General features: G+C 48.5%; 23 protein-coding genes. 6 read left to right on the top strand and 17 right to left on the bottom strand.

The window, feature by feature from the left end:
• Positions 1–31 precede the first annotated feature (31 nt).
• From groL to ACO0LE_RS06595, 3 genes are all read right to left on the bottom strand, one after another.
• On the bottom strand, positions 32–1,678 hold the full coding sequence (gene groL / locus ACO0LE_RS06605) for a chaperonin GroEL (RefSeq protein WP_422957998.1): 1,647 nt from the start codon (positions 1,676–1,678) through the stop codon (positions 32–34).
• A 45-nt stretch (positions 1,679–1,723) separates the two neighbouring features.
• Positions 1,724–2,014, bottom strand: a complete 291-nt coding sequence (gene groES / locus ACO0LE_RS06600) for a co-chaperone GroES (RefSeq protein WP_186916759.1) — start codon at positions 2,012–2,014, stop codon at positions 1,724–1,726.
• Positions 2,015–2,527: 513 nt separating this feature from the next.
• Positions 2,528–3,103 carry a GNAT family N-acetyltransferase gene (locus tag ACO0LE_RS06595; RefSeq protein WP_422959622.1) on the bottom strand — a complete coding sequence of 192 codons (576 nt, stop codon included), beginning with the start codon at positions 3,101–3,103 and terminating at the stop codon, positions 2,528–2,530.
• A 497-nt stretch (positions 3,104–3,600) separates the two neighbouring features.
• Here ACO0LE_RS06595 and ACO0LE_RS06590 point away from each other — a divergent pair, with 497 nt between their 5' ends.
• Positions 3,601–5,778: a M4 family metallopeptidase gene (locus ACO0LE_RS06590; RefSeq protein ID WP_422959621.1), complete on the top strand. Its 2,178-nt coding sequence runs from the start codon at positions 3,601–3,603 to the stop codon at positions 5,776–5,778.
• Between the two features lie 214 nt (positions 5,779–5,992).
• On the opposite strand, the gene ACO0LE_RS06585 is transcribed toward ACO0LE_RS06590, so the two are convergent.
• Entirely contained in the window at positions 5,993–8,257 is a 2,265-nt protein-coding gene (locus tag ACO0LE_RS06585; protein WP_422959620.1) for a molybdopterin cofactor-binding domain-containing protein, read from the bottom strand.
• A 14-nt stretch (positions 8,258–8,271) separates the two neighbouring features.
• Positions 8,272–8,730, bottom strand: a complete 459-nt coding sequence (locus ACO0LE_RS06580; protein ID WP_422959619.1) for a (2Fe-2S)-binding protein — start codon at positions 8,728–8,730, stop codon at positions 8,272–8,274.
• A gap of 516 nt (positions 8,731–9,246) precedes the next feature.
• Here ACO0LE_RS06580 and ACO0LE_RS06575 point away from each other — a divergent pair.
• The 3 genes from ACO0LE_RS06575 to ACO0LE_RS06565 all read left to right on the top strand — a co-directional run bounded on the left by ACO0LE_RS06575 (position 9,247) and on the right by ACO0LE_RS06565 (position 12,777).
• Positions 9,247–11,061, top strand: a complete 1,815-nt coding sequence (locus tag ACO0LE_RS06575; protein ID WP_422959618.1) for a DUF1800 domain-containing protein — start codon at positions 9,247–9,249, stop codon at positions 11,059–11,061.
• 9 nt (positions 11,062–11,070) lie between these two features.
• On the top strand, positions 11,071–12,471 hold the full coding sequence (locus ACO0LE_RS06570) for a DUF1501 domain-containing protein (RefSeq protein WP_422959617.1): 1,401 nt from the start codon (positions 11,071–11,073) through the stop codon (positions 12,469–12,471).
• Positions 12,472–12,576: 105 nt separating this feature from the next.
• Positions 12,577–12,777 (top strand): hypothetical protein, encoded by a 201-nt coding sequence (locus tag ACO0LE_RS06565; RefSeq protein WP_422959616.1) that lies wholly within the window; start codon positions 12,577–12,579, stop codon positions 12,775–12,777.
• Here ACO0LE_RS06565 and ACO0LE_RS06560 read toward each other — a convergent pair.
• The 3 genes from ACO0LE_RS06560 to ACO0LE_RS06550 form a co-directional block, all read right to left on the bottom strand.
• Positions 12,774–13,796 (bottom strand): ornithine cyclodeaminase family protein, encoded by a 1,023-nt coding sequence (locus ACO0LE_RS06560; protein ID WP_422959615.1) that lies wholly within the window; start codon positions 13,794–13,796, stop codon positions 12,774–12,776. The genes ACO0LE_RS06565 and ACO0LE_RS06560 overlap by 4 nt on opposite strands.
• 88 nt (positions 13,797–13,884) lie before the next feature.
• A complete protein-coding gene (locus ACO0LE_RS06555) occupies positions 13,885–14,304 on the bottom strand; it encodes an organic hydroperoxide resistance protein (RefSeq protein ID WP_422959614.1) in 420 nt (139 codons plus the stop codon).
• Between the two features lie 162 nt (positions 14,305–14,466).
• Positions 14,467–14,928 (bottom strand): MarR family winged helix-turn-helix transcriptional regulator, encoded by a 462-nt coding sequence (locus ACO0LE_RS06550; RefSeq protein ID WP_422959613.1) that lies wholly within the window; start codon positions 14,926–14,928, stop codon positions 14,467–14,469.
• A 249-nt stretch (positions 14,929–15,177) separates the two neighbouring features.
• On the opposite strand from ACO0LE_RS06550, the gene pyrF reads away from it, so the two are divergent.
• Entirely contained in the window at positions 15,178–15,996 is an 819-nt protein-coding gene (gene pyrF / locus ACO0LE_RS06545; RefSeq protein ID WP_422959612.1) for an orotidine-5'-phosphate decarboxylase, read from the top strand.
• Positions 15,997–16,064: 68 nt separating this feature from the next.
• On the opposite strand, the gene ACO0LE_RS06540 is transcribed toward pyrF, so the two are convergent.
• The 6 genes from ACO0LE_RS06540 to thiL form a co-directional block, all read right to left on the bottom strand.
• Positions 16,065–16,925, bottom strand: coding sequence for an EF-hand domain-containing protein (locus tag ACO0LE_RS06540; RefSeq protein WP_422959611.1), 861 nt, complete (start codon positions 16,923–16,925; stop codon positions 16,065–16,067).
• A gap of 157 nt (positions 16,926–17,082) precedes the next feature.
• Positions 17,083–18,204 carry an ATP-binding protein gene (locus tag ACO0LE_RS06535; RefSeq protein ID WP_422959610.1) on the bottom strand — a complete coding sequence of 374 codons (1,122 nt, stop codon included), beginning with the start codon at positions 18,202–18,204 and terminating at the stop codon, positions 17,083–17,085.
• Positions 18,205–18,305: 101 nt separating this feature from the next.
• Complete coding sequence (locus ACO0LE_RS06530; RefSeq protein WP_422959609.1) at positions 18,306–19,070, bottom strand: response regulator; 765 nt, start codon at positions 19,068–19,070, stop codon at positions 18,306–18,308.
• A 1-nt stretch (position 19,071) separates the two neighbouring features.
• On the bottom strand, positions 19,072–19,557 hold the full coding sequence (locus ACO0LE_RS06525) for a CinA family protein (protein WP_422959608.1): 486 nt from the start codon (positions 19,555–19,557) through the stop codon (positions 19,072–19,074).
• Between the two features lie 202 nt (positions 19,558–19,759).
• Positions 19,760–20,284, bottom strand: coding sequence for a phosphatidylglycerophosphatase A (locus ACO0LE_RS06520; protein ID WP_422959607.1), 525 nt, complete (start codon positions 20,282–20,284; stop codon positions 19,760–19,762).
• The gene (gene thiL / locus ACO0LE_RS06515; RefSeq protein WP_422959606.1) at positions 20,281–21,285 is read right to left on the bottom strand and encodes a thiamine-phosphate kinase; all 1,005 of its coding nucleotides are present in this window, start codon (positions 21,283–21,285) and stop codon (positions 20,281–20,283) included. The genes ACO0LE_RS06520 and thiL overlap by 4 nt, the downstream gene beginning before the upstream one ends.
• A 325-nt stretch (positions 21,286–21,610) precedes the next feature.
• Between thiL and ACO0LE_RS06510 the strand changes: the two genes are divergently transcribed.
• The gene (locus ACO0LE_RS06510) at positions 21,611–22,585 is read left to right on the top strand and encodes a VirK/YbjX family protein (protein WP_422959605.1); all 975 of its coding nucleotides are present in this window, start codon (positions 21,611–21,613) and stop codon (positions 22,583–22,585) included.
• 60 nt (positions 22,586–22,645) lie between these two features.
• Here ACO0LE_RS06510 and ACO0LE_RS06505 read toward each other — a convergent pair whose 3' ends face one another.
• The 3 genes from ACO0LE_RS06505 to ACO0LE_RS06495 form a co-directional block, all read right to left on the bottom strand.
• Positions 22,646–23,830 carry an FAD-dependent oxidoreductase gene (locus ACO0LE_RS06505; protein WP_422959604.1) on the bottom strand — a complete coding sequence of 395 codons (1,185 nt, stop codon included), beginning with the start codon at positions 23,828–23,830 and terminating at the stop codon, positions 22,646–22,648.
• 246 nt (positions 23,831–24,076) lie between these two features.
• Positions 24,077–24,241 (bottom strand): rubredoxin, encoded by a 165-nt coding sequence (locus ACO0LE_RS06500; protein WP_422959603.1) that lies wholly within the window; start codon positions 24,239–24,241, stop codon positions 24,077–24,079.
• A 49-nt stretch (positions 24,242–24,290) separates the two neighbouring features.
• Entirely contained in the window at positions 24,291–24,770 is a 480-nt protein-coding gene (locus ACO0LE_RS06495; RefSeq protein ID WP_422959602.1) for a rubrerythrin family protein, read from the bottom strand.
• Positions 24,771–24,786 lie beyond the last annotated feature (16 nt).

Here is a 24,786-nt window from a genome sequence, read left to right as displayed (position 1 = left end):
GTGCGTGTTCAGCGTGTAAGTCCTTGCGGAATTACATCATGCCGCCCATTCCACCCATACCGCCCATGTCATGACCGCCCATGCCACCGGCTGGTTTGTCTTCTGGCAGTTCTGCAACCAAAGCATCAGTTGTCAAGATCAGGCCAGCAACAGACGCTGCGTTCTGCAAAGCAGAGCGTGTTACTTTGGCTGGATCCAGAATACCCATTTCGATCATGTCGCCATATGTATCGTTGGCAGCATTGAAACCGAAATTACCTTTGCCGTTGATGATCGCATTGACCACTACGCTTGGTTCGCCACCGGCATTAGCAACGATCTCACGCAATGGTGCTTCGATAGCTTTCAATACTAACTTGATACCAGCTTCTTGATCCGCATTGTCGCCTTTGATCACGCCAGCTGCTTCACGTGCGCGCAACAGAGCAACGCCACCGCCAGGAACAACGCCTTCTTCAACCGCAGCACGAGTAGCATGCAGAGCATCTTCAACGCGTGCTTTTTTCTCTTTCATTTCAACTTCAGTTGCAGCACCAACCTTGATCACAGCAACACCACCTGCCAGTTTGGCAACGCGTTCTTGCAGTTTTTCACGGTCGTAGTCAGAAGTTGCTTCTTCGATTTGCGCGCGGATTTGTTTAACGCGTGCTTCGATACCTACAGCCTGGCCAGCGCCATCGATAACGGTCGTGTTTTCTTTACCGATTTCGATACGTTTAGCTTGGCCCAGATCAGCCAGAGTAGCTTTTTCCAGTGTCAGACCAACTTCTTCAGCAATCACTTGACCACCGGTCAGGATAGCGATGTCTTCCAGCATGGCTTTGCGACGGTCACCGAAGCCTGGAGCCTTAACAGCTGCAGTTTTCAGGATGCCACGGATGTTGTTCACAACCAGAGTTGCCAGTGCTTCGCCGTCTACATCTTCAGCGATGATCAGCAGTGGGCGACCGGATTTTGCAACTTGTTCCAATACTGGCAGCAGGTCACGGATGTTCGAGATTTTTTTGTCGAACAACAGGATGAACGGGTTTTCCAGGATAACGGATTGTTTTTCTGGATTGTTGATGAAGTAAGGTGACAGGTAGCCACGGTCAAACTGCATACCTTCAACGATGTCGAGTTCGTTGTCCAGGGATTTGCCGTCTTCAACAGTGATCACGCCTTCTTTGCCGACTTTATCCATTGCTTTTGCAATGATGTCGCCAATGTTTGCATCGGAGTTAGCAGAGATGGAACCAACTTGAGCGATTTCTTTGTTGGTTGTTGTTGGCTTGGACAGAGTTTTGATTTCAGCAACAATGGCTGTAACTGCTTTGTCGATACCGCGTTTCAGGTCAGTTGGGTTGAAACCAGCTGCTACATATTTGAAACCTTCGCGAACAATGGCTTGCGCCAGAACGGTTGCTGTCGTTGTGCCGTCACCAGCATTGTCAGAAGTGCGGGAAGCGACTTCTTTTACGAGCTGCGCGCCCATGTTTTCCAGCTTGTCTTTCAGTTCGATTTCTTTAGCAACTGAGACACCGTCTTTAGTGACTGTAGGTGCGCCGAAAGAGCGTTCCAACACTACGTTACGACCTTTAGGGCCTAACGTTACTTTAACTGCGTTAGCGAGAATATTCACGCCATTTACGATCTTGGCGCGTGCGTCATCGCCGAAAATTACTTGTTTAGCTGCCATGTTAAATCTCCAGAATCTTGAGTGGGATTGTGATGCGGGTAGGGATTACTTCTGTACGATCGCGAAGATGTCTTCTTCACGCATCACCAGAACTTCGTTACCGTCAACTTTGACTGCTTGACCAGAGTATTTGCCAAACAGGACGCGGTCGCCTACTTTGACTTCTAATGCGCGTACAGAGCCGTTTTCCAGCACTTTGCCGTTACCAACAGCGAGTACTTCACCTTGATCTGGTTTTTCAGCAGCTGCGTCAGGCAATACGATACCGGATGCAGTTTTTGTTTCTTGATCCAGACGCTTGACGATAATGCGATCGTGCAGGGGACGAAGGTTCATACAAACTCCTTTTGATTAGCTACGAATAGCAATGGTTTTACAAAATAATGTGTAGCTCTATTTGCAATTTGGCTGCGACATAAGTCGCAAACCAAGTATGGCTACACGCAAATTATTAAGTGAGGGAAGTGTTGTTAGCACTCTCTCTCAACGAGTGCTAATTATATGGGCGAGGGACGCCTATTTCAAGACCGATTCGTCGATTTTATTGAAAATACTTTAATAATCAGTTGCTTAGCCTATTATTTGGCGTCCGGAGTTCATTTGAGTTTTAATTACGGCGAGGTCATGCAAAGCTTGGTATCTGCTTGGCGGTAAGGGTTTTGTTTCAATTTGATGGACGACTGGCAGAACTCCGGTTCTTGAATGTAGATCTTGGCATCCGAATTCCAGGACGGTCGTCTTTGTTATCCAAATCTGCGCCAGCTCTCACCTGTCGACACTTTTATTGGTGAAGTATTATGCAATCAAACGTGAGGCAGCGACAATGAGGGGATGAATATAAGCTTCTTGTTACTGCTCGGATCTGGTTTGATTCAGTGTTATTTTGTTCAAATCCATCTCCATAAAATGCCAGTTGTTCTGCAAGGACCTCGCTACTTCGGTTCCTACGTAGGGGGCACAGTCATTAAATCCTATGGCTTTGTAGAGATGCTGAGCGGATAGCATGAAAGGGGCGGTATCAAGAACGACACGTTGATATCCGAATGCTTTAGCATCGTTGAGTATTCTGCATAAAAAAGCTTTTCCGAGGTGTTTGCCGCGAAAATCTGGGCGGATGTATAAACGTTTAATTTCAGCGATACCAGCGCTAAGGTAGCGCAAGCCGACCATGCCAGCCAATTCATCATCCAGTTCCACCAGATAGAAAGCACCGCGCGGTGGCGTATCGCCGCATACTTTATCGATCACACTTTCGCCATATTCAGGAACGGACATGCCGAGCAGGTCTGCGACCGGTATGCCGAATGAGGCTTCAATTCCAGCTACGACCCAAGTCATGTATTCATTATTAATGCTCAGAGTTTCTTTTCTGTGCGCATGAGAATCTGCGAGTTTGAAATTCAGCGATGCCATTGTTTTGTCCATGGATTGAGTGGCTGATAGTAATTCAGACAGAGTAAAAAAGCCTGATTGTCAAATCTTGACAATCGTACACAATATTAAAATAGTTCATTGTCTTTTTGTAAAAACTTAGTTTATAAAAATAAGCATAATGGCATTTTTTTATATTTCCAGACTGATAACTAATTGTGGTAATTGTGGCAAATAGTAATGGGATCAGAATTTTCTATTGTGGTGACGTAAATGTAATATTTTTCACATCGCAAAATTACAACGACTGCATTTCCAAGCCTTTTAATGTCTGATTAACTGCGTGTCAGCTATTGGGCAATAGCGAGTTGAATCGGCTGGAGAATTGGACTTGGTTCAGCGTGAATTTTCAGTGTATTTGCTGGGATACAGATCAAATGCCCTTACTCTGATCCACTTGGTTTTTTTAGATTGACTTATATCAACGCTAACCGCGTTCACTAATACTCACAGGGACACAATCCCTGTGGCAATTTGAAAATGGAGAGTATATGGAACAAGCTTTGAAGTTGACACAAATATTACGCCCAACATTGTTGGCGGTATTGGTTGCAGGTGCCTGCAATACGATGGCTGCTGAACGTATTGAGTTGGATAAATACGTAGCGTCTGCCGCAACGCTCTCAGCTGCCAAGTCTTTAAGCGGCACAGTAGCGACAAGAGATTTACTTGGGCTATCTGCCAGTGAATTGCAAGCAGTTCGCAGCCAGACTTATGCTAACGGTAAAGTGGTAACACGCTACCAGCAGTTTCACCAGGGCGTACCTGTCTGGGGTGAGGCAATCGTTGAGCATGTGATGCCTGGTGCTACGCAGCCAACGCTATCTGGTGCGATGCTAAGGAATGTGACGAACGATCTGCCTAGCGCCAATCCTTTGTATTCAGCGTCGCAAGCACTGGCTCTGGCAAAGACGCAGTCTCGTGTTAATTCCACGGACAATGAGCAGGCAAAATTGCATGTGCAACTCGGTGCAAATAACGTTGCTAAATTGATTTACGTAGTGTCTTTCCTGGATACCTCCAATCCTGCCAAGCCTAGCCGGCCGCACTACGTGATTGACGCTAATACCGGTGCAGTTTTACAAAAATGGGAAGGCCTGACTCACACTCTGAGCGGCACAGGTCCTGGTGGTAACGCAAAAACAGGACAATACGAATACGGCACCACAGCTGGTTATGGTTATTTAGACGTGTTGGTCAGCGGCTCTACCTGCAAGTTGAGCAGCACGAATGTTGATACCTACAACATGAACAACGCGACGTCCGGGTCTGGCACGTTGCACAGCTTTACCTGCCCGCGCAATACTGTCAAAACTGTAAACGGCGGCTATTCTCCTATGAATGACGCGCATTACTTCGGTAATCAAGTCTTCAACATGTACCAGACTTATCTGGGCGTACGCCCGATCAGTCAAAAACTGGTCATGAAAGTGCATTACGGTTCCGCTTATGAAAATGCCTTTTGGGATGGTAGCTCGATGAACTTCGGTGACGGTGCCTCAACCTTCTACCCGTTGACATCGCTTGACGTGACAGGTCACGAAGTCAGCCACGGCTTCACAGAACAGAACTCGAATCTGACTTACTCTGGCATGTCCGGTGGTATGAACGAAGCGTTCTCGGATATGGCCGGTGAAGCAGTCAAGTACTATGTCAAAGGCACTAACGATTTTAAAGTTGGTGTTGATATTTTCAAAGCCAGTGGCGCCTTGCGTTATATGTACAATCCACCGCTGGATGGCGGTTCTATCGATAATGCAGCGAACTACACCAGCAGCCTCGATGTGCATTACACCAGCGGTGTGTTCAACAAAGCCTTCTACTTGCTGGCAACAACTTCGGGCTGGAATACCCGTAAAGCATTTGAAGTTATGGCGGATGCAAACCGCCTGTACTGGACTGCAAATAGCACCTTCGATCAAGGCGCTTGCGGTGTAGAGAAGGCAGCGGCAAATCGCGGCTATACCGTGGCTGATGTCACTACGGCATTTAACACAGTCGGTGTTCACGGAGGTTGTGGTGTCGTGGTGCCGCCAACGACCACAGTCTTGTCTAACGGCGTACCAGTAACGGGACTTTCCTTCACATCAGGTCAGCAGAAGTCTTACTCATTCGTCGTACCTTCTGGGTCTACCAACGCTACCTTTAAGACGTCTGGCGGCACAGGTGACGTTGATTTGTATGTGCAGTTAAATTCGGCACCGACAACAACGACTTATTTGCAAAAATCAGATGGTTCTTCTACGACTGAAAGCGTTTCCTTAACCAGTCCAACAGCAGGTACTTACTATGTATTGCTGAATGGTTATGCGGCATCAAGTGGTGTTCAGATTGTCGCAAACTACACGACAGGAACGCCATCGAATGTATTGACGAATGGAGTGCCGGTAACAGGTATTTCACTCGCCGCCGGTGCTAGCAAAGTCTATACAATCGTTGTTCCGGCAGGTAAAACCAGCGTCACATTCAAAACTACCGGCGGTACCGGTGATGCTGATATTTACGAAAAGCTGGGTTCCGCACCGACGACATCGTCTTACACCCAAAAATCGGATGGTGCGACGACCGTAGAGACCATCACAGTCAGCACGCCGGCAGCAGGTACGTACTACTTGCTGCTAAATGCTTATACGACGATTAGTGGTGTATCCCTGGTTGTGACATACTAAAGACGTGCTTTGTTAATGTAAGCGCATTTTTGCAGAATTCCGCTCTGTACTTTGTATCGGGCGGGATTTTTTTGTGGATATGCAATAAATTTAAAGCAGTGCTGTAAACGTGAAATGGGGCGGCAACTGCCGCCCCATTTTTATTCGAGCCAGTTTCAAGTTGGCTTGTTATAGCTAACTGCAGTTAACTATCTCCACTAAAAGTAAGCCCAGATTAAACCAGTTTAAACGGCAATTCCCGTAAGCGTTTGCCAGTGATCTTAGCGATGGCATTCGCAAAAGCCGGTGCCAGTGCCGGTACGCCTGGTTCGCCCATACCAGTTGGCGCATCCGCGCTTGGTACGATATGAACGCTGACTTTGGGCATCTCGGTAATGCGTGGCACGACAAAGTCACCGAAATTACTCTGCTCCACTACGCCGTCTTTCAATGTGATCGCCGCACCTGGCATGCACATCGATAAACCCATGAGTGCGCCGCCCTGAACTTGTGCTTCGATGCTCTTAGGATTGACTGCCAGATTGCAATGGATGCCGGCTGTTACAGTATGCAGCGTCGGCGTACCATCTTTGACCGATGCCTCGACAACATACGCGACTACCGATTCAAAAGACTCATGAACCGCGACACCCCATGCATGACCTTTCGCCAGTGTTTTTTTGCCATAGCCAGATTGCGCGACAGCCAGTTCCAAAGCCGCTTTATGACGCGGATGCTTGTTACCTATCAGGTTCAGACGATAGGCGACCGGATCTTGCTTGGTGGCAGTGGCGATCTCATCGAGTAGAGTCTCCATCACGAATGCTGTATGGGTGGAGCCAACGCTGCGCCACCATAATACTGGGACGTTGATTTTGGGATGATGAACTGACAGACGCATAGGAATTTCATACGGCTCTCTCATTCCTTCCAATGCGGTGGCGTCGATTCCATCTTTGACCATCATTGCTTCGAACGGTGTACCAGCCAGAATCGATTGCCCGACGACCACATGATCCCAGCCTGCAATCTGGCCTTTCGCGTCGAAACCAATCTGGGCACGGTGTACGTGCATAGGGCGATAGTAGCCACCTTTTACGTCGTCCTCACGGCTCCACAATGTGCGTACCGCTGCGTTGAGACCTGCTGTTTTTGCCGCTTTGGCGACGGTACATGCCTCAACAACAAAGTCGCTGGTCGGTACGGCCCGGCGACCAAAACCACCACCAGCCATCTGGGTATTAACCTTGACGTTTTGCGGGGGAATACCCAGTGTTTTTGAGGCAGCAAAACCGTCTAGGCCTGGCATTTGCGTACCGACCCATAGTTCTGCCTTGTCGCCCGTGAATGCTACGGTACAGTTCAAGGGTTCCATTGGCGTGTGGGCTAAAAACGGAAAGACAAATTCGGCATCAATTTTGAGTGGTGCTGCCGCCAGTTTTGAGATGTCGTCGTTGTATTTCAATTTGCCAGTTTGTCTGGACAGCTCTTTGTAGCTGGCTAATAACTGGGCACTGTCGGCTTTGTCGATGGCGGCATTATCCCACTGGATTTTCAACGCATCACGGCCTTGTTTTGCCGGCCAGTAACCGTCGGCAATCACGGCAATCCCTTCGCCACCGCGATCAACCGGGATACGGATAACCGCTTTCACTCCGCGAATTGCTTTTGCCGCTGTGTCGTCGACACTGGCGATTTTGCCGCCGAACACGGGAGGGCGTGCAACAACGGCCGTCAGCATACCAGGCAGGTGGGTATCAATGCCGTATTGTTGCATTCCTGTGGATTTTGCTTTGGCATCAAGCCGGCCTACAGGCTTGCCTATCAGGCGGAAATTTTTTGGATCTTTGAGGCTGATTTTTTCTGGCACTGGCAGGCTCATGGCAGCTTCTGCCAGTTCACCATAAGTCAATTTCTTGCCGCCAGGACCAATCACTATGCCGTTTTGTGTTTTTAAGCTGACAGGGTCCACATTCCATTGTTTCGCCGCTGCAGCGACCAGCATTGAGCGCATGCGGGCACCGAGTTCGCGGTACTGGGTGTACGAGTGTTTGATAGAACTGGAGCCACCGGTCAGATGGATGCCAAACACAGGATCAACATAGGCTGGATTGCTGTCGCCGTGCACACTCTTGACTTTACTCCAGTCGGCATCGAGTTCTTCTGCAAGGATCAGAGGCAAACCAGTTTGTACACCTTGTCCAAAATCGAGCCGGTTGATCGTGATTGTTGTTGTACCGTCTTTATCAATCCGGACAAATGCTGCCGGTTGCTCGGTTACTTTGAGTTCGCTTGCTTTAGCGCCAGATCCGTCCGCACTGGTTTGTGCTGCACCGATCAGAGGATAGACGCCAAGTGCAAAGCCGCTGAGTGAGGCTACTTTCAAAAAACGGCGACGTGGCAGATCCGCCTGTGAACTGATCGAATTGCTGGCACCGGATTCTTTGCTCAGCATGGCTTGCAATTGTTTTGGTAATTCATTGCGGGTATCAAAATGCATGATCGTCTCCTGGTTCAGGCAAGGTGGCTGGCTGCATCATGGATCGCAGCGCGGATACGGATATAGGTCCCGCAACGACAGATATTGCCTGCCATTGCTGAATCAATATCAGCATCACTCGGTTTTTTATTCGACTTCAACAAGGCTGTGGCACTCATGATCTGTCCGCTTTGACAGTAGCCGCATTGCGCTACATCGTGCTTGATCCACGCGTCTTGTACGACTTTGCCAACTTTGTCGCCCGACATTGCTTCAATGGTCGTAATTTTTTGTCCGGCTACAGCTGAAATTGGTGTGACGCACGAGCGGGTTGCTTGCCCGTTCACATGAACAGTACAGGCACCACATAAGGCCTGGCCGCAGCCAAACTTGGTGCCGGTCAAACCTAATGAATCACGTAATGCCCATAGAACAGGTGTGTTCGGATCGGTGTCTAGCGTGTGTACTTTGTTGTTGATAGTGAGAGAGGTCATGACTTGCTTCTCCATTTGATGGGCGTTTGGGAATCGTGCTGAGGTGACTGCTATAAGTAATCGCTATAAATGTGCGCAACAAGTTAGCACTACAGTGCCGCTATAGCAGACCTTGGCATCGTTGATGAATCGACAGCTATTCTGAGCTAGTTTGCCATTCTTTGCTGGCGTTGCTTAGTAATTCGATATTACAGACAAATACAACGCTCGCCTCGGACCAAAATTACTCACAATTGGCTCTCACTAATTTGTAACAAATAGAGACTTCGGTAAGCAGGCTTGACGATCGTTCGGGTAAGAATTTGAAAATTTCCGGACAGAACGCAGAACAAATTCTGATGGAACACCTAGTGGCGATCACATTGATCCTAAATCAGGCTGCGTGACATCTACTTACAAACTGCGGATAGGAATCCTGCGTCGACTTATCTATTGTTTCAACATGTGAGAATGAGATGTAAAACACAGAAAAAACGGACATTTTTTAAATGATCGCCCATCGCAACGGAGACAGCCATGTCAGAGACTACGAGCTTAGCAGATAGACCAGATTCGATCAGTTTAGCCAAATCAGACGACTTCATTGATCTCACTAACACCACTAATGTCACCAATACTGAGGGGCAGGTGATATCACGTTTATCGGGCGCAGGTGTTGCCAGCGGTGTGCTGTCTGCACTGGTGTTGAGCGGATGCGGCGGCTCTGGTGGTGTCACTTCTAATGCCGCTAATCCTGTTAGCGCGGACCAGGCAATGTCTTCACCTCCTGTGGCTAGTTCTCAAAGGTTGCCATCACCTGCCAGCATCTCGTCGGCACAGGCGGCCAGATTTTTGGCGCAGGCATCGATGGGTGCTACCAGAGCGCAAATTAGCCGGGTGCAGCAGTTAGGTTTTGAGGGATGGCTAAATGAGCAATTCGCTTTACCCGCGTCCACCAGCCGGTTTGACTGGCTCGTAGCAAATGGCTATAACGCAGACACTTTCCGCAACTCGCAAGCAGGATTTGATTCAGTCGCCTGGTTCAAATTAATTGCCTCACCCGACACCTTGCGGCAGCGCATCACCTTTGCCTTATCTGAAATCACTGTTGCTGCGATTGATGGCTTGATTGGCGGCGGATGGAAAGCATTTTCGGCGGCGACTTATCTTGATTTATTGGAGACTAATGCTTTTGGCAATTACCGGACCTTGCTCCAGCAAATATCTACTAGCGCTCCGATGGGGCAATACCTGACCTTTCGCGGCAACGTTAAATACAATCCGGTTACGGGTGCTTTGCCTGACGAAAATTACGCACGCGAGGTAATGCAGTTATTTAGCATTGGCTTATTGCAATTGAATCTGGATGGCAGTAACAAGCTAAATAACGGCGCTACCATTGAATCGTACACTCTCGCAGACATAACCGGGCTCGCAAGAGTATTTACCGGATGGGATTTCAGCATCGACAGTTTGAAATTGACGACACCGGATTTTTTGCGTCGGCCTATGGTTCAGGTGCCAAGCCGGCACGAACTCGGTGCTAAGACTTTTCTTGGCATGACTATTCCCGCCGGAACGAATGGTATTGATAGTTTGAAGCTCGCCTTGGATGGTATTTTTGCACATTCCAATGTCGCACCGTTTATTAGCCGGCAATTGATACAGCGCTTAGTGTGCAGCAATCCAAGTCCGGCCTATCTACAAAGAGTCGCCAGTGTTTTTAATAATGATGGCAATGGAGTTAAGGGTAATTTGACGGCAGTTATCAAGGCAATCTTGCTTGATAGTGAAGCACGTGATGATGCAAAGATCAGTGATCCTGCTTTTGGTAAATTGCGCGAACCTATTCTGAGACTGACCGCCTGGGCCAGAGCGTTCAATGCGAATTCACCGAGTGGTGTGTGGCGTATCGGCGATACCTCTGATCCCGCTACCCGCCTTGGACAAAGTCCTCTGCGCTCACCTTCGGTATTTAATTTTTTTCGCCCCGGTTATGTTCCACCAAATACGGTGATCGCCAATGCTTCATTGGTTGCGCCAGAGTTTCAGATTACCAATGAATCGACGGTGATCGGTTATGTTAATTTTATGCAGCGTGTTGTGAGCGTTGGTATCGGCGATGTCACTGCCGACTATACCACCTTACTACCGCTGGCAGATAATGCTCAGTCCTTAGTCGATGAATTGAACCTGATTTTGCTTGCTGGTCAGCTTAATAGCACGACATATAACCTGATACGTAATGCGATCAATAGTATGCCGGGCGGTACGCTAGCCGCACGTAATAACCGTATTTACTCTGCCCTGACGATGGTCATGGCAGCTCCAGAATTTATCGTTCAAAAATAAGGAAGCATCATGGATAATATGAATAAGATGGATGCTTCACGTCGGGCATTTCTGAGAAAAGCATCGGCACTTTCTTTGGCTGGCGTCGCTACACCATGGGCGCTGAATCTGGCGGCCATGGCTGAGGCATCGGCCGCTACTGCGAACGACTATAAGGCGATTGTGTGCGTATTTCTGTATGGCGGGAATGACTACGGTAATACTTTGGTGCCGTACGATTCCAGTAACTACGCGGCTTACCAGCAACTGCGTCCGACATTGGCTTATAGCCGGGATAGCCTGTCATCGACCATACTGACACCTTCGCTTGCTCCTGTAGATAATGCCGGATTTAGCAGGCAATATGCGCTAGCGCCAGAGCTGGCTCCGTTGCTACCGATTTTTGATGCTGGCAAAATGGGCGTGTTGCTGAATGTCGGTACGCTGATACAGCCGACCAGCAAATTACAATACACAAATAAAACTGTGCCATTACCGCCAAAACTTTTTTCGCATAACGACCAGCAATCGGTCTGGCAATCGTCCGCTCCTGAAGGTGCGGTGTCAGGCTGGGGCGGCAGGATGGGCGACTTGTTTCAGTCCGGTAATGGCAATTCCACTTTTACCTGCGTGAACGTCTCCGGCAATGCAGTGTATTTGTCGGGGAATACCGCAGTCCAGTATCAGGTATCGACGACAGGATCTGTGCCATTAGCGGCCTCCACTAAGCCGCTGTTTGGTTCTGCCGCATGCTCAAGTGCGTTGCAGACATTGATGAGTCAGACTAGCGCGAATTTATTTGAAAACGAATATAACCGTGTTACTCGGCGATCCATGGATGCAAATAATACCTTGACCTCTGCGTTAGCTGGCGCGCCAGCAATCAATACGGTTTTTCCTGCGAATAACAATTTAGGGGATCAGTTAAAAATGGTCGTCAGAATGATCTCCAGCGCTAGCGCATTAGGCGCCAAGCGGCAGGTATTTTTTGTATCTATGGGAGGCTTTGATAACCATGATGGATTACTGGATACGCATCCAGGATTATTAAAAAGCGTCGCCGATGCTTTGTCCGCGTTTTATAGTGCAACGGTTGAGCTGGGTGTTTCTAATAACGTCACCAGTTTTACCGCATCTGATTTTGGCCGTACCTTGAGTGGAAATAATGACGGCTCAGATCACGGATGGGGCAGCATGCACTTTATGCTCGGTGGCGCGGTCAATGGCAAGCGCTTTTACGGTATACCACCCGCTGTCGCTAGTGATGGGCCAGATGATGTGGGGCAGGGGCGCTTACTTCCTACGACATCGGTTGATCAATATGCTGCGACGCTGGGGAAATGGCTGGGAGCCTCCGATACAGATTTATTGTCCTTGCTGCCCAATCTCAAAAATTTTAATGCAAGTTCACGTAATCTGGGTTTTGTTTGATCGCTTGAACCGATGCTTACCAACCGACTCCCATGGTAAAGTACAAGCTGAGTATCTGACTATTGGTTTAATGGTCAGACGTATTGATCGTCAGGGAGAAATGGCATGGCAAAGAAAAATGAAGAACTTGATCCTGACACTATAGCGCTGATTGCATGGTGCACTGAAGTTGAGGGATTCTTAGTCGCCGGTGGTGCGACTTTGCATCAGGCGCAAGAACACATTGAAGAAGAAATCGATTGGTTCACCGATTTATTTTTTGACGGACTGACGCCAGAACAGGCGGCTAAAGAGGCTTTGAGTTAAGGCTGGTTTTGTTTGTCCTGAGTCTGTGTTTGATGATGCATTTTCTCATGCACATGGGCTTTCCACACCAGATTTGCTCCACATAAATCCTCAATCGCAGTGCCTACCGATTTAAAGACAGTGATCTGTTGCTCGTCTGACCGGCCGCGATGCTTGCCGTTTACCAGCTCTGCAAGTTCTCCGACGATGGCACTGCGTTGCAGACAAGCATTTGCCAGCGCTTGTGTTATGTCACCCGCTTCAGTTAGTGCACCAGCATAGGTGTCCACAAAAACCTGCGCTTTCGCCATTAGTGTATCGTCGACTTCACGCATATTGGGTGTAAATCCACCTACCAGATCAAGGTGAGTTCCTGCTTTCACCATGTGTCCCATCACGATGGCTTGTCTGCTGGTTGTTGCACAACTGATGACGTCCGCTTGCGCTGCCGCTTTGCTGAGATCTGTTGCCACGCTTAACTGAATATTTTTCGGTAGCTCGCGTTGTTCTAGTATTGCTTGCATACTTTGCTCCGCTTTTTCCTGCGATCGTCCCCATACCGTAATTTCTTTGATGGTGCGTACCTGGCAATGTGCTGTTGCGAGGTAGGGAATCAGTTTGCCAGTTCCAATCATTAGCAGGTGTTCGCTATCAGTGCGAGATATGTAAGCCGAAGCCAAGGCTGATGCGGCAGCGGTTCGTCTGAGCGTTAGTTCCTCCCCATCCATCATGGCGAGGGGTGCACCGGTCGTCTTATCGAACAGGATGAAGATGGCATGCACCGATGGGGCTTCATTATTTTCAGGCGCCACTGTTACCAGCTTTACACCGGTTGTGCCGTGCGTTTGCCAGACTGGCATGAGTAATAAAGTAGAGGCGGGGTTTTCCGACAATGTGTGCACATGCCTGCGTGGTGCAACCATGTCGCTGGCAAATGCCTTACGCAAAGCCGGTATCAGTTTTGCATATGTCAATTCCTTAGCCAGGAACTCTTTACTGAGGTGGGGAATACTGCTTGCTTGATGTGATGAGGTAGTCATCCAGTCATTTTAGCGAAAAAGCGCCCGGAAAAAATAATTTCTCGGGCGCTTTAATCTTATTGAATTGGTGCTGATTTGCTGATGCTGGTTACACTACGGTGACTTTCACATCAATATTGCCGCGTGTCGCGTTAGAGTAGGGGCAAACTTCGTGCGCTTTCGCAACCAGTGCTTCTGCTGCAGTACGTTCCATACCTGGGATGGAGACATTCAGTTCGACCTCCAGTCCAAATCCGCCTTTGCCATTTGGACCAATGCCAACTAAACCGTTCACAGATGTCTCGGCAGGCAATGCAATTTTCGTTGCGGCTGCAACAAATTTCATCGCACCGATAAAGCATGCTGAGTAGCCTGCGGCAAACATTTGCTCAGGATTCGTCCCTTCACCGCCTGCGCCACCGAGCTCTTTTGGCGTAGTCAGTTTAACTGCTAATTGATTATCATCTGAAGCGGCACGACCATCGCGGCCACCGGTTGCTGTCGCGTTTGCTGTGTAAAGAACTTGCATGTGATTCTCCTGAGTTGTCTTGTGTGAGAGTTACGTCAAAATTATAGTAAAGCCAGTCTAAAATTGATTCTAATGTGGCTTTATCTGCCAGTGAAAATATAATAGTACACAATTAAATTGTGTGCAATCTAATTTGTGAAAAATTTTGAAAAAAACTATGCCTTAGGATAAATTGCTTTCCGTTAAATCATTTCTAACCTGAGAGAGTTGGGTCTTTAAATCGATCAGAGTCTCTTTAGTTTGTCCGCTTGCACACATGATTTGTAGGGGAATTTCTTTTGCTGCTTTTTTCAGTAATTTACCCTGTTTTGTAAGATGTATCCTGACTTGTCGCTCGTCAATCTCGTCTCGATTACGGGTAAGCAACTCTGCTGCCTCCATTCGCTTCAGGAGTGGAGTTAAGGTACCAGAATCAAGGAATAAGGCTTCGCCTATGTCCTTGACCAAAATGCCATCGTGCTCCCATAGCACCATCATGACCAGATATTGCGGATAGGTTAGTCCGATTTTATCTAGCAAAGGCTTGTAGGTTTTTGTCATCGCCAGAGATGCGGAGTACAAGGCGAAGCAAAACTGATTATCCAGCGCGAGTAAATCGATTTGACCAGGAACGGTATTTTTCATTGTGACAGAGGTAAATGGGAATAATGAACGAGAGATAATGGTTTCATCCAATTATCGACCTTATGAGATGGATAATCAAATAAGAAACATAGATGCCTGTGATACCTCGTCGGTATTTGGGCGTTTCAGGGATTAACGACTATTCCATCAAGTTATAATGCATGGCTATGGCAAGCTATCTGAGCTATGAATCTGGTGCGGATGATAATGCTGCAAAAATATGCGTAAAGAATATATAGAGGAATAATCGTGACTTTTATCGAAAAATTGACAGAGGCTTGGGCGAAAAACAATTCTCTCCTGTGTGTTGGGCTAGATCCTGATATATCGCGTTTCCCGCCGGAACTGACGAACCAGCCGGACGCAATTTTTGCTTTTTGCAAGACGATGATTGATGCAACTGCCGATCTCGTCTGTTCGTTTAAACCGCAAATTGCCTATTTTGCGGCTTTACGTGCAGAAGATCAGCTGGAGTCCATTTGCCGTTATATTAAGACGACTTATCCAGCTATTCCTGTCATTCTGGATGCTAAACGAGGCGATATTGGGGCAACGGCTGAGCAATATGCACGTGAAGCATTCGAACGCTACGATGCCGATGCCGTGACAGTCAATCCGTATATGGGTTTTGATTCTGTTGCGCCGTACCTAGAGTGGAAAGATCGCGGTGCGATTGTGCTGTGCCGCACTTCAAATGCTGGCGGATCTGATTTGCAATTTTTAGATGCAGGTGGCAAACCTCTGTACCAGCATGTGGCACAGCTGGTTGCCAATAAATGGAATACGAATGGACAATGTGCGCTGGTTGTCGGTGCGACATTTCCGAATGAATTAGCGCAAGTCCGTCAGATCATAGGTGAGATGCCACTGTTGGTGCCAGGTATTGGCGCGCAGGGTGGAGATATTGCAGCAACCGTTTCGTCTGGCAAGACGCTGTCAGGTACAGGCATGATGATTAATTCGTCACGGGCAATTTTATACGCCAAACCTGTTGTCTCTGAAGACTACGCGCAAGCGGCAAGGCGGGTAGCTCTGGAAACCCGAGATGCGATTAACCAATATCGCTGATTTTTATCAATAGGAATAAGAGAGGGAGCATATAGTGTTATAGCTCCTTTTTTTTATTGGGTGAAACTTCAAGCACTCACAGAAACGCCGCTGCCGGAGCTGCTACCGTTTACCTGAAACGGATCGGCGTAAGCGCGTAATAGTTGCAGGGCTTTTTTGAAAATTGCTGCATCGTTATTGGTGCCGCTATTGCTATTGCTGCCAGTATTACTTTCAGAATTACTACTGGCGGTAGAATTTGAAGAGCTTGATGTATTGCTGCCATCGGTAGTGCTTGTGCTCGAATTACCTGATGTACTGCCCGAGGCGTTTGTTGAGGTATTGGAGGCTGTTTTTTCTAGGTAAGCGAGAGTTTCTTGCAGTGATACTTTACCATCCTGATTCGTATCCGCCGCATCGAAATTCTGCGCAACGCTAGTCAATTTTGCCCCGGCGGTGCTGTCTGTCTTGCTGACGTCGCTGGCCAAACTGCTTAATTGATCCTTACTTAAACCACCGTCCTGATCACCACCAGGAGGTGGCGGTGGGCGGTTGGCATCTTGTGTTCCAGAGGTACGCCTTGCGTTGAATTGACTTTCTAATTCATCGCTGAGCTTTTTCAGCCCCGAGCTGAATTCTTGTTTGGTTACTTTGCCATCACCGTCACTGTCTAGCTTTTTGAAAAGATCTGAGATTTCGGTCGATGTTGTTGATGTGCTGCCTGTCGTAGCACTTGTAGCGCTTGTCGTACTAACGCTGCTGGTGGTTGACGACGAGTTAATACTGCTAAATGCGGATTCCAGATCTGAAACCTCCAGGTATCCCTGGCCTTTTGTGTCCAGTTTACTGAAGACATTGTCTGCGATCTGAGACGGGTCTGATCTTTGTTTTTGGACGCTACCGGAATAATTATAGCCAGAACTGCTGCCTACACTTCCTATTGAACTCATGATGTCACTCCGATCTGGTTGGCATGATGCTGCGGAAAAACGGATGCTTCCAGTGTTGCGGATGATTGTTGCCTGACTATGTCGGTTTTGTATCAGTGCTGACACATTGCCAGTTTTTTGTAACAGGTGGCTTTTTAGTATAGAAGAATCAGGCAAATTATCCAGCAGGACGTGTGATAGGCAGGCGTAATTGGGCGATTAGTCCTGTATTGCCGGGTTTATTCTTCAATACGATATCGCCTGAATGCTGGCGGGCAATTTCATTTGCGATGCTGAGGCCGAGACCTACACCGCCATCATGCTTAGTACGGGATGTCGACAGGCGAAAGAACGGTTCAAATACCTTGCTGAGCTGAGCTTCTGGTATGCCAGACCCATCATCACTAATTTGTATCGATACATAATCGTATGTTTCCTGTAAATGAATATCCACGACGTCACCGGCATGAAGGGCATTCTCAAGTAAATTGGAAATACATCGCCGTAAATCCGAGGGTATCCCCATAATCGGGTTCGCACTACCAGAAAGGCCTACGCTTCTGCCTTGCTCATGGGCATTGTCAATCAGGGCTTCTACCAATGCCTGCACATCCAGGCGTTGTGCTGTGTGTGTGTTTTGACCGTTGCTACGTAGATAGTCCAGTGTCGCGTCGAGCATCAACCGCATTTCTTCAATATCGGCTTCTAATTTTTCTTTTGCAATCTCATTTTCCAGATTCTCAACCCGCAGTTTCATTCTGGTGAGCGGCGTGCGTAAGTCATGAGATACCGCGGCCAGAAAGCGTGCGCGTTCTTCCATTTGTTTACGAATGCGTTCTTGCATGCGATTAAACACACGGGCTGCCTGCCGAGCCTCTGCCGGACCTGATTCTACTAAGAGGGAGGCGTTCAGATTGTCGCCGACCTGACTTGCCGCTTGTGCCAAACCTTGAATCGGTTTCGCTAGATTACGAGAACCAAACCAGGCTGCCATTGCCAGAATGATGAATTGCAGCATCATGCTTAATAAGAAGCCCAGCATAGGCCCAGGAAACCTCTCCTCATGCCCATGTGGCTGTGGCGGACGACGTGATTCTGGTGTCTGAAGTAGAGGATATTCTTGGTGTTGCATAGTACCTGGCAATGATATATCAGGTGGGCGCGGTTGACGATGCGGAGGCAAGTGTTCGCCTAAAAATTGAAATAATAAGACGAAGGTCATGATATGGCTGATGACGACCGCAGCCATTGCCAGACCAAACAGGCGGGTAAAGATAGTGTCAGAAAAAAAACGTCGCATGGGACTCGTCAGAGCTTATCTTGAATTAGCGTAGATGAGATGTTGCTTGGCATATTTTGCGTTGAGTGTTACATCCGCCAAACCGCAAGCAATGGTATTCGTCACGCCGATGGGGGTTGAAACATATATCCCTCACCACGTATCGTTTTGAGTATGGCTGGCTGGCGTGGATTGTCGTCCAGTTTTTGGCGCAAGCGCGATACTAATAAATCGATACTGCGATCATAGGCTTCAGCAGATTTGCCACGGGCGATATCCATTAACTGATCGCGACTGAGTATGCGCCCCGGGCGCTCGATAAATGCCAGTAACAAGCGGTATTCGGCGTTTGATAGTGGAATGACTATGTTTTGGGGTGTGTATAGTTGTCGCAGATGGCAATTGAGTCGCCAGTGGTGGAAGAGAATGTCGTCCCCGTTCTTATTCGCGATCTGGCGTTGACTGGCTGGTGAACGTCGCATGATCGTCTGGATACGTGCGACAAGTTCACGCGTATCAAATGGCTTGACCACATAGTCATCGGCACCAAGCTCCAGACCGATGATGCGATCCGTGAATTCTCCGCGGGCGGTCAACATTAGTACGGGAATCTGACTTTCCTCTCCGCTACGTAAGGTGCGCAATAAGCTCAGGCCGTCCTCGCCTGGTAACATCAGATCGAGCAAAATAATATCCACACGCGCCATTGCTAACTGTTCACGCATCGCCTGCCCATCGGCGACAGTGTTGCAGTGTATTCCGAACTTCTCCAGGTAGCGGGCTAGCAGCTCGCGTATTTCCCGATCATCATCGACCAGTAGGGCGTAAATATGCGGCTCCGGTAGCGGCGTTGGCGTCTCGCAAATTTCTTTTGCTACAGCAGACAACTCAGATTTCCTTTACGTAGCGAAGCAAGCGGTCAAGCGCATGCACGATGGTCTGCTCCCGAACCGCATGGCGATCACCGCTGAACACTTTTCTCTCGGTATGCGTGACACCGCCTACTTGCCACGCAAAGCACACTGTACCGACAGGCTTGCCAGGTACGGCGCCACCAGGTCCTGCAATACCGGTAGTGGATAGCGATATATGTGTCTCTGAATTGGCAATGGCACCTTCTGCCATCGCGGCGGCGATTTCCTCGCTGACTGCACCATGTTGCGCAATTAATGCGGCGGATATGTCGAGTAATTCGCTTTTTGATGAATTGGAATAAGTGATGAAGCCGCAATCAAACCATTCTGATGATCCGGCAATCTCAGTGATTGCCTGGCATATGCCACCACCGGTGCAGGATTCCGCAATCGATAGCAAGAGTTTTTTTGATTTGAGTGTCGCACCGACTTCTGTTGCGAGTTCGATAGCATTGAGCATGATATGGTCTCCTGTGGTTTTTTCGGAATACCAATGCGTAGAAAGTCAGATCCATGGATGTGACTCAGCAATTGGCCGGAATCAGCTACAGAATTACTTTACCACTTTGTGATCGTGATTTGATCGGCTTAACAAGAATTTACTGACTCTTCAGTATCTGACCGGATTACTTGCTACCAGCAAAGAAAGTGCTCATCCGTGATCAGATCGCTCGCCACAATGCGAATAACAAGAGTGTATAAAACGCCGCCAGTATATCGTCCCACATGACACCAAAACCCCCTTTTAGCTGACGGTCAAAGTAGCCGATTGGCGGCGGCTTGATCATGTCAAACACGCGGAACCAGAAGAATGCCCAGCATTGGGTAGAAAAACTGGCGGGAAGGATGAGGAGTAATACCAGCCAGAACGCTATGATTTCATCCCAGACCATGCTCCCGTGATCGGCGACGCCCATGTTTTTGCCGGTCACTGAGCATGCCCAGATGCCGATAGCAAATCCGAGCAGTATGATCCAGGTCCAGACTGCAGGCGCAAACAACTCTGGCCACCGCATAGTGAGGACGTTAAAACTGAGCCAGGCAAATAAAGTACCGGATGTGCCTGGCATGACAGGTGACAGGCCGCTGCCAAATCCCTGTGCAATGACATGAGCAGGATGTGCCAGCATAAAGCGGGCAGTTGGTCGTTTGATTTTGGCTATCTGGCCAGATTCTAATGTGCTCATGGCGTGCTGAAGTGATCAAAAGATGTCAGAGCTAGTGCTAATGGCTGTCCCGCTGCGTCGAACAAGCGCATGCCCGATTCGCTATCTATCGTACCAACGCGTGTAACGGGTGTGTTGCTGGATATCGATGCTGCCAGTACTTGCGTTCGTAATTCTGACGGCGCTGTGAAGCAGAGTTCATAATCGTCTCCGCCTGCTAATGTAAATTCGCGCTGTTTGTTATTGGAGTGATCTTGCGACTGAGTGGGTAGCTGATGATGTGCAAAATTACGCAGCGCCGCGCCGGCGGGCAGTAAATCTGCATGCAGACTTGCTCCGACTCCGCTGCGTTTCAGAATATGTCCGAGATCTCCAATCAGGCCATCTGAAATATCCAGTGCTGCATGGGCAATTCCCCGCAAAGCTAGGCCCAGTGCAATTCTTGGCGTAGGTTGATGCATGCGTTTCGCTGCAATTGCAAAGTCCTCGTCACTTAACTTTAACTCATTCCAGTAATGCGCCAATGCCAGCCGCGCATCACCGAGATCGCCTGAGATCCAGATATCGTCGCCTGCTTTAGCTGAATCCCGTCGCAAGGCTTGTCCTGGTGGTACTTCACCGAAAATGGTGATACTGACTGTCAACGGGCCTTTTGTCGTATCGCCACCGATCAGGGTACATTTGTGCTCTTTTGCCAAAGCCAGCATACCGGCAGAAAAAGGTGCCAGCCAGCCTCGATTTGCCTCAGGTAAGGCGAGTGCCAGAGTAAAAGCCAGAGGCTTGGCTCCCATGGCGGCAAGATCAGACAAATTCACCGCCAGACATTTGTGTCCCAGTAAGTAGGGATCGGCATCAGGAAAAAAGTGCCGGCCAGAGACCAGCATATCGCTGGAAATCGCCAGTTGCATACTGGCATCAGGTTTTAGCAGCGCACAATCGTCGCCAATACCAAGTTGAATGCGAGGATCGCTGCTTGGGGGGGTGACGAAATAATCTTGGATAAGGTCGAATTCTGAGAGCATGCGGCATTGTACTCAGCTCAGTGTTATTAGAACAGATAGGAATGCGTGATTACCGGTAGTGCATCCGGCAGCTTGGCAAGCAGCAGTTCGCGTATCTTTGTAGTCCCTCTCTATCGCGAAACCAGCAGTTACCCTTTAGTCTTGGGGTTTTGTGCTAATGACAACTCCGTAGCAGATACATATCTTTAATAATTCCATAGGGAAATGTTGACGGGCAATACGTAAAGATTTACGTGAACAAAGGTAAAAACCGAAGCCTTACTCAAAACCAGGATTGAAACATTAGGTTACAATTGTGCACATTATGTGACAATTGGTGCCCGAAGTGACAATATTGAATTCGAAAGATTTGTACTTTGCAGAGGAGAACCACTCGCTGCTGGTAGAAGAAAACGTACCGCGTCGCCGTTCTTTTTTCGACGTCATGTCATGGGCTATCCAATTACGGCTGACTGATACAGCAACCGGGTTGAAAGGGAAAGTCGTTTTTTTACTCAGAACCTTGCTTGATCCGGTCAATAGTCATGAATGGTATCGCTATGTCAGCAGCAACCATCTCTTAAAAACTGCAAGCTCAGATCCGGGTTTGCTGGATTCTATTCATCGTCCATTTTTTGACCGGCGTATGCGATCCCGTGACCGGCTTTCTCTGCTGACGAATCACTTTAATCTGGCTGAAACGATATTGGGCAGAGGCAATTGCCGAAGCGTACTGTCCGGGCAGAAGCTTGAACTGGCGCGAATTACGGGAAAGAATAATGACGTATTCCAGCTGCGCTTATTCAGAGGCACGTCGTATAAGCGCGAGGGTGGTTTGAGTCTTGGTTTGTTTATCGACGATACCTTGTTGCAATGCGTGACTTTTTCTTTCGATCAGCAGCATCAATATTTGGCAATCAAAGTGGGCGGCGTGCAGGCAAGCAACTGTGGTGCCCGTGAACTGATCCGTGAATCGACCAAAGAACTGCATGGAATACAACCGAGATTATTATTGGTTGAAGCATTGCGTTACCTTGCGCAAGAGCTGCAAAGCACGACGATAGAATGTATCGCCCAAAAGAATCACATCTATCAAGCCTGGCGCTATAGATTTACCAAAAATATCAAAGCTGAATATGATCAGTTGTGGACTGCGGCGGGCGGCATGAAGCGCGCATGCGGTAACTATTCACTGCCGATTACGACACTCGAAAAACCAATCTCATCCCGTCCCTCAAACAAGCGTAGCGAGTACCGCGCCCGCTCGGTGATATTTGAAACAATGCGGGAACAAATTGCCCAAAGGCTTGCCATTCACTAGAACTCATTTCACTCTTATTGATGAAATGAGCTCTACTTGCCGTCGCTCGCTCTGCCGATATTACACTTTTGTGAATTCAGCTAGCTCTGCTAAGAGCCGGGCACGCAATCTGGCATCTTGAGGCGCAACGGCAAAACCCGATAATCGGTTGTTGGCATCAAAAAAACGGCTGATCGTCGCTCCTTCATTCAATTCAGTTTCCCATCGCCCGGCTGCCAGATCTTTGATGCCAGGCGGTACCACGGCAACAGGGAAGCTCGGCGTCTTTACGATCACCGGAGATGGTCTTAAATCGATTGCCGTGCGCTCAACTGTCAGACTGCGTGCGATTGCGCGTGCCGCCACCATCAGCGGTGCGATGTAAGGCAATACTTGTTGTACGCCAACGGTAATATGATATTGCGCACAATCCCCCAATGCATAGATATTTGCCGCGCTAGTTTCGCCATGGGCATTAATCAGAATGCCCCGATCGGTGTGTAGCCCTGAGGCTGTAGCCATGCGTAGTTTAGGACGTAATCCTACTGCAGACAGTATCAGATCTGCATGCACCAGTGATCCGTTTGCCAGAGTAACTTGAAGCGCATCGCTATCCGGTGCTTGGTGAATACTGCTGGCGGTGGTACTTAGTTGCAAGGCGATACCACGCTTCAGCAGCGCGTCTTGCAAACCAAGTGAAATTGCCTGTGGTGCCAGCGCTGCTAGTGGAAGAGGGTTGGGATCAACCAGCGTTACCTCGTGTCCTGCACCAGCCAGATCGTCTGCAAATTCACAACCGATCAGACCTGCGCCAAGAATCGTGATACGCGCTGAAGCCCCTACCGCAGCAATTTTTTTGCGAAAGATGGCATAGTCATCAAGATGGTTGACTGATATAACCTGCGTCGCCGCATTGCCTTCAATCGGCAGACGAATAGCTTGTGCACCAAGTGCAATGACGACTTTACTGTATTCAAAGTTGCCGGCATTCGTAACGACTTTATTGGTCACCGTATCAATATGATCGACCTTGGTTCTTGTCAACAAGCTTGCATTAACTTGCGCCGCCATTTGTTCAGCAGTCTGGCTAGTTAAATCTTTTGCCTGCTTGTTTTGCGCATAGGCGTTCGATAGCATCGGTTTAGAATAAAAACCGCCATCGTCTGCGGTAATGATGAGTAACGGAGAGGTTTTATCCAGTTTGCGAAATTCACGCGCAACGGTATAGCCAGCGAGACCACTGCCGATGATGACGATTGGAGACATAGTAAAACCCTGATTCTGTAAAAAATGAGTTTGGTAATGCACGGATGAGTTATATGACAGAATGCTTGGATGTTCAGTGTTTGTTTCGCCGCGTTGGGTCTATATAAACGGCCCTGACTCAGGATTGATTCCATGACTTAGCTAACTATGCTAACTGAACTAAGTCAGCTAAATCAGTTAAGTCAGTTAAGTCAATTAACGCGCGTTCATGACCATCGACGATTGCAGCATCGATGGTCGTGCACATTAAATTTCAACCATGTCGAAATCTGCTTTGGCAACGCCGCAATCCGGACATTCCCAATCCGCTGGAATGTCGTCCCAGCGTGTGCCTGCAGCGATGCCCTCTTCCGGCAAGCCTAAAGATTCGTCATAGATAAAACCGCAAACGACGCATTGATATGTTTTCATAAAATTCTCGATTCTGTGTAATGAAGATAAGTAGCGATCAGGGCGGGACTCAGGCTTTAGAGGCTTCGAGCACGGCGCGATAATGGTTAGCATGACGCTCTTCCACTTTTGCTAAAGCGGCGAAGCGTTTTGCGGCAGTTTCCAGCGTGCGTTTGAACTGTTCCGCGTGTTCTTTAGACTCGGCAATTTGCTCGTCATATTCAGCAACGGCGGCGTGATTTCCTTCTTCGACTGCCAGATGGCGGAACTTTGGATACATTTCGGTGTACTCATAAGTCTCCCCTTCAATTGCAATTTCCAGTGCTTTTTGCGGCGTCATTTGTGTTTTTGGGTACAGTAAATCGAGATGGCCGAATGCGTGCATGACCTCTTGTTCCGCTGTGGCTTCAAACGCCAGTGCGACGTCTTCCGCGCCTGCTGCACGCGCCAGCTTGGCGAAGTAACGATATTTAATATGGGCCATTGATTCACCGGCAAAAGCGGCTTCAAGGTTTTGAATCGTAACGGACTGGTTGGCTGTATTACTCATGGTGGCTCTCCTGATG

The organism is Undibacterium sp. Xuan67W (assembly GCF_049340165.1).
In the GTDB taxonomy this organism is placed as follows: Bacteria; Pseudomonadota; Gammaproteobacteria; order Burkholderiales; family Burkholderiaceae_D; genus Undibacterium.
Note: the sequence above shows the minus strand (reverse complement) of the source record. Positions and strands in the feature narration are given on the sequence as shown.

What these genes read in the sequence shown, in the direction of transcription:
- groL (WP_422957998.1), bottom strand. Translation starts at nt 1,678, where the DNA reads ATGGCAGCTAAACAAGTAATTTTCGGCGATGACGCACGCGCCAAGATC.
- groES (WP_186916759.1), bottom strand. Translation starts at nt 2,014, where the DNA reads ATGAACCTTCGTCCCCTGCACGATCGCATTATCGTCAAGCGTCTGGAT.
- ACO0LE_RS06595 (WP_422959622.1), bottom strand. Translation starts at nt 3,103, where the DNA reads ATGGACAAAACAATGGCATCGCTGAATTTCAAACTCGCAGATTCTCAT.
- ACO0LE_RS06590 (WP_422959621.1), top strand. Translation starts at nt 3,601, where the DNA reads ATGGAACAAGCTTTGAAGTTGACACAAATATTACGCCCAACATTGTTG.
- ACO0LE_RS06585 (WP_422959620.1), bottom strand. Translation starts at nt 8,257, where the DNA reads ATGCATTTTGATACCCGCAATGAATTACCAAAACAATTGCAAGCCATG.
- ACO0LE_RS06580 (WP_422959619.1), bottom strand. Translation starts at nt 8,730, where the DNA reads ATGACCTCTCTCACTATCAACAACAAAGTACACACGCTAGACACCGAT.
- ACO0LE_RS06575 (WP_422959618.1), top strand. Translation starts at nt 9,247, where the DNA reads ATGTCAGAGACTACGAGCTTAGCAGATAGACCAGATTCGATCAGTTTA.
- ACO0LE_RS06570 (WP_422959617.1), top strand. Translation starts at nt 11,071, where the DNA reads ATGGATAATATGAATAAGATGGATGCTTCACGTCGGGCATTTCTGAGA.
- ACO0LE_RS06565 (WP_422959616.1), top strand. Translation starts at nt 12,577, where the DNA reads ATGGCAAAGAAAAATGAAGAACTTGATCCTGACACTATAGCGCTGATT.
- ACO0LE_RS06560 (WP_422959615.1), bottom strand. Translation starts at nt 13,796, where the DNA reads ATGACTACCTCATCACATCAAGCAAGCAGTATTCCCCACCTCAGTAAA.
- ACO0LE_RS06555 (WP_422959614.1), bottom strand. Translation starts at nt 14,304, where the DNA reads ATGCAAGTTCTTTACACAGCAAACGCGACAGCAACCGGTGGCCGCGAT.
- ACO0LE_RS06550 (WP_422959613.1), bottom strand. Translation starts at nt 14,928, where the DNA reads ATGAAAAATACCGTTCCTGGTCAAATCGATTTACTCGCGCTGGATAAT.
- ACO0LE_RS06540 (WP_422959611.1), bottom strand. Translation starts at nt 16,925, where the DNA reads ATGAGTTCAATAGGAAGTGTAGGCAGCAGTTCTGGCTATAATTATTCC.
- ACO0LE_RS06535 (WP_422959610.1), bottom strand. Translation starts at nt 18,204, where the DNA reads ATGCGACGTTTTTTTTCTGACACTATCTTTACCCGCCTGTTTGGTCTG.
- ACO0LE_RS06525 (WP_422959608.1), bottom strand. Translation starts at nt 19,557, where the DNA reads ATGCTCAATGCTATCGAACTCGCAACAGAAGTCGGTGCGACACTCAAA.
- ACO0LE_RS06520 (WP_422959607.1), bottom strand. Translation starts at nt 20,284, where the DNA reads ATGAGCACATTAGAATCTGGCCAGATAGCCAAAATCAAACGACCAACT.
- thiL (WP_422959606.1), bottom strand. Translation starts at nt 21,285, where the DNA reads ATGCTCTCAGAATTCGACCTTATCCAAGATTATTTCGTCACCCCCCCA.
- ACO0LE_RS06505 (WP_422959604.1), bottom strand. Translation starts at nt 23,830, where the DNA reads ATGTCTCCAATCGTCATCATCGGCAGTGGTCTCGCTGGCTATACCGTT.
- ACO0LE_RS06500 (WP_422959603.1), bottom strand. Translation starts at nt 24,241, where the DNA reads ATGAAAACATATCAATGCGTCGTTTGCGGTTTTATCTATGACGAATCT.
- ACO0LE_RS06495 (WP_422959602.1), bottom strand. Translation starts at nt 24,770, where the DNA reads ATGAGTAATACAGCCAACCAGTCCGTTACGATTCAAAACCTTGAAGCC.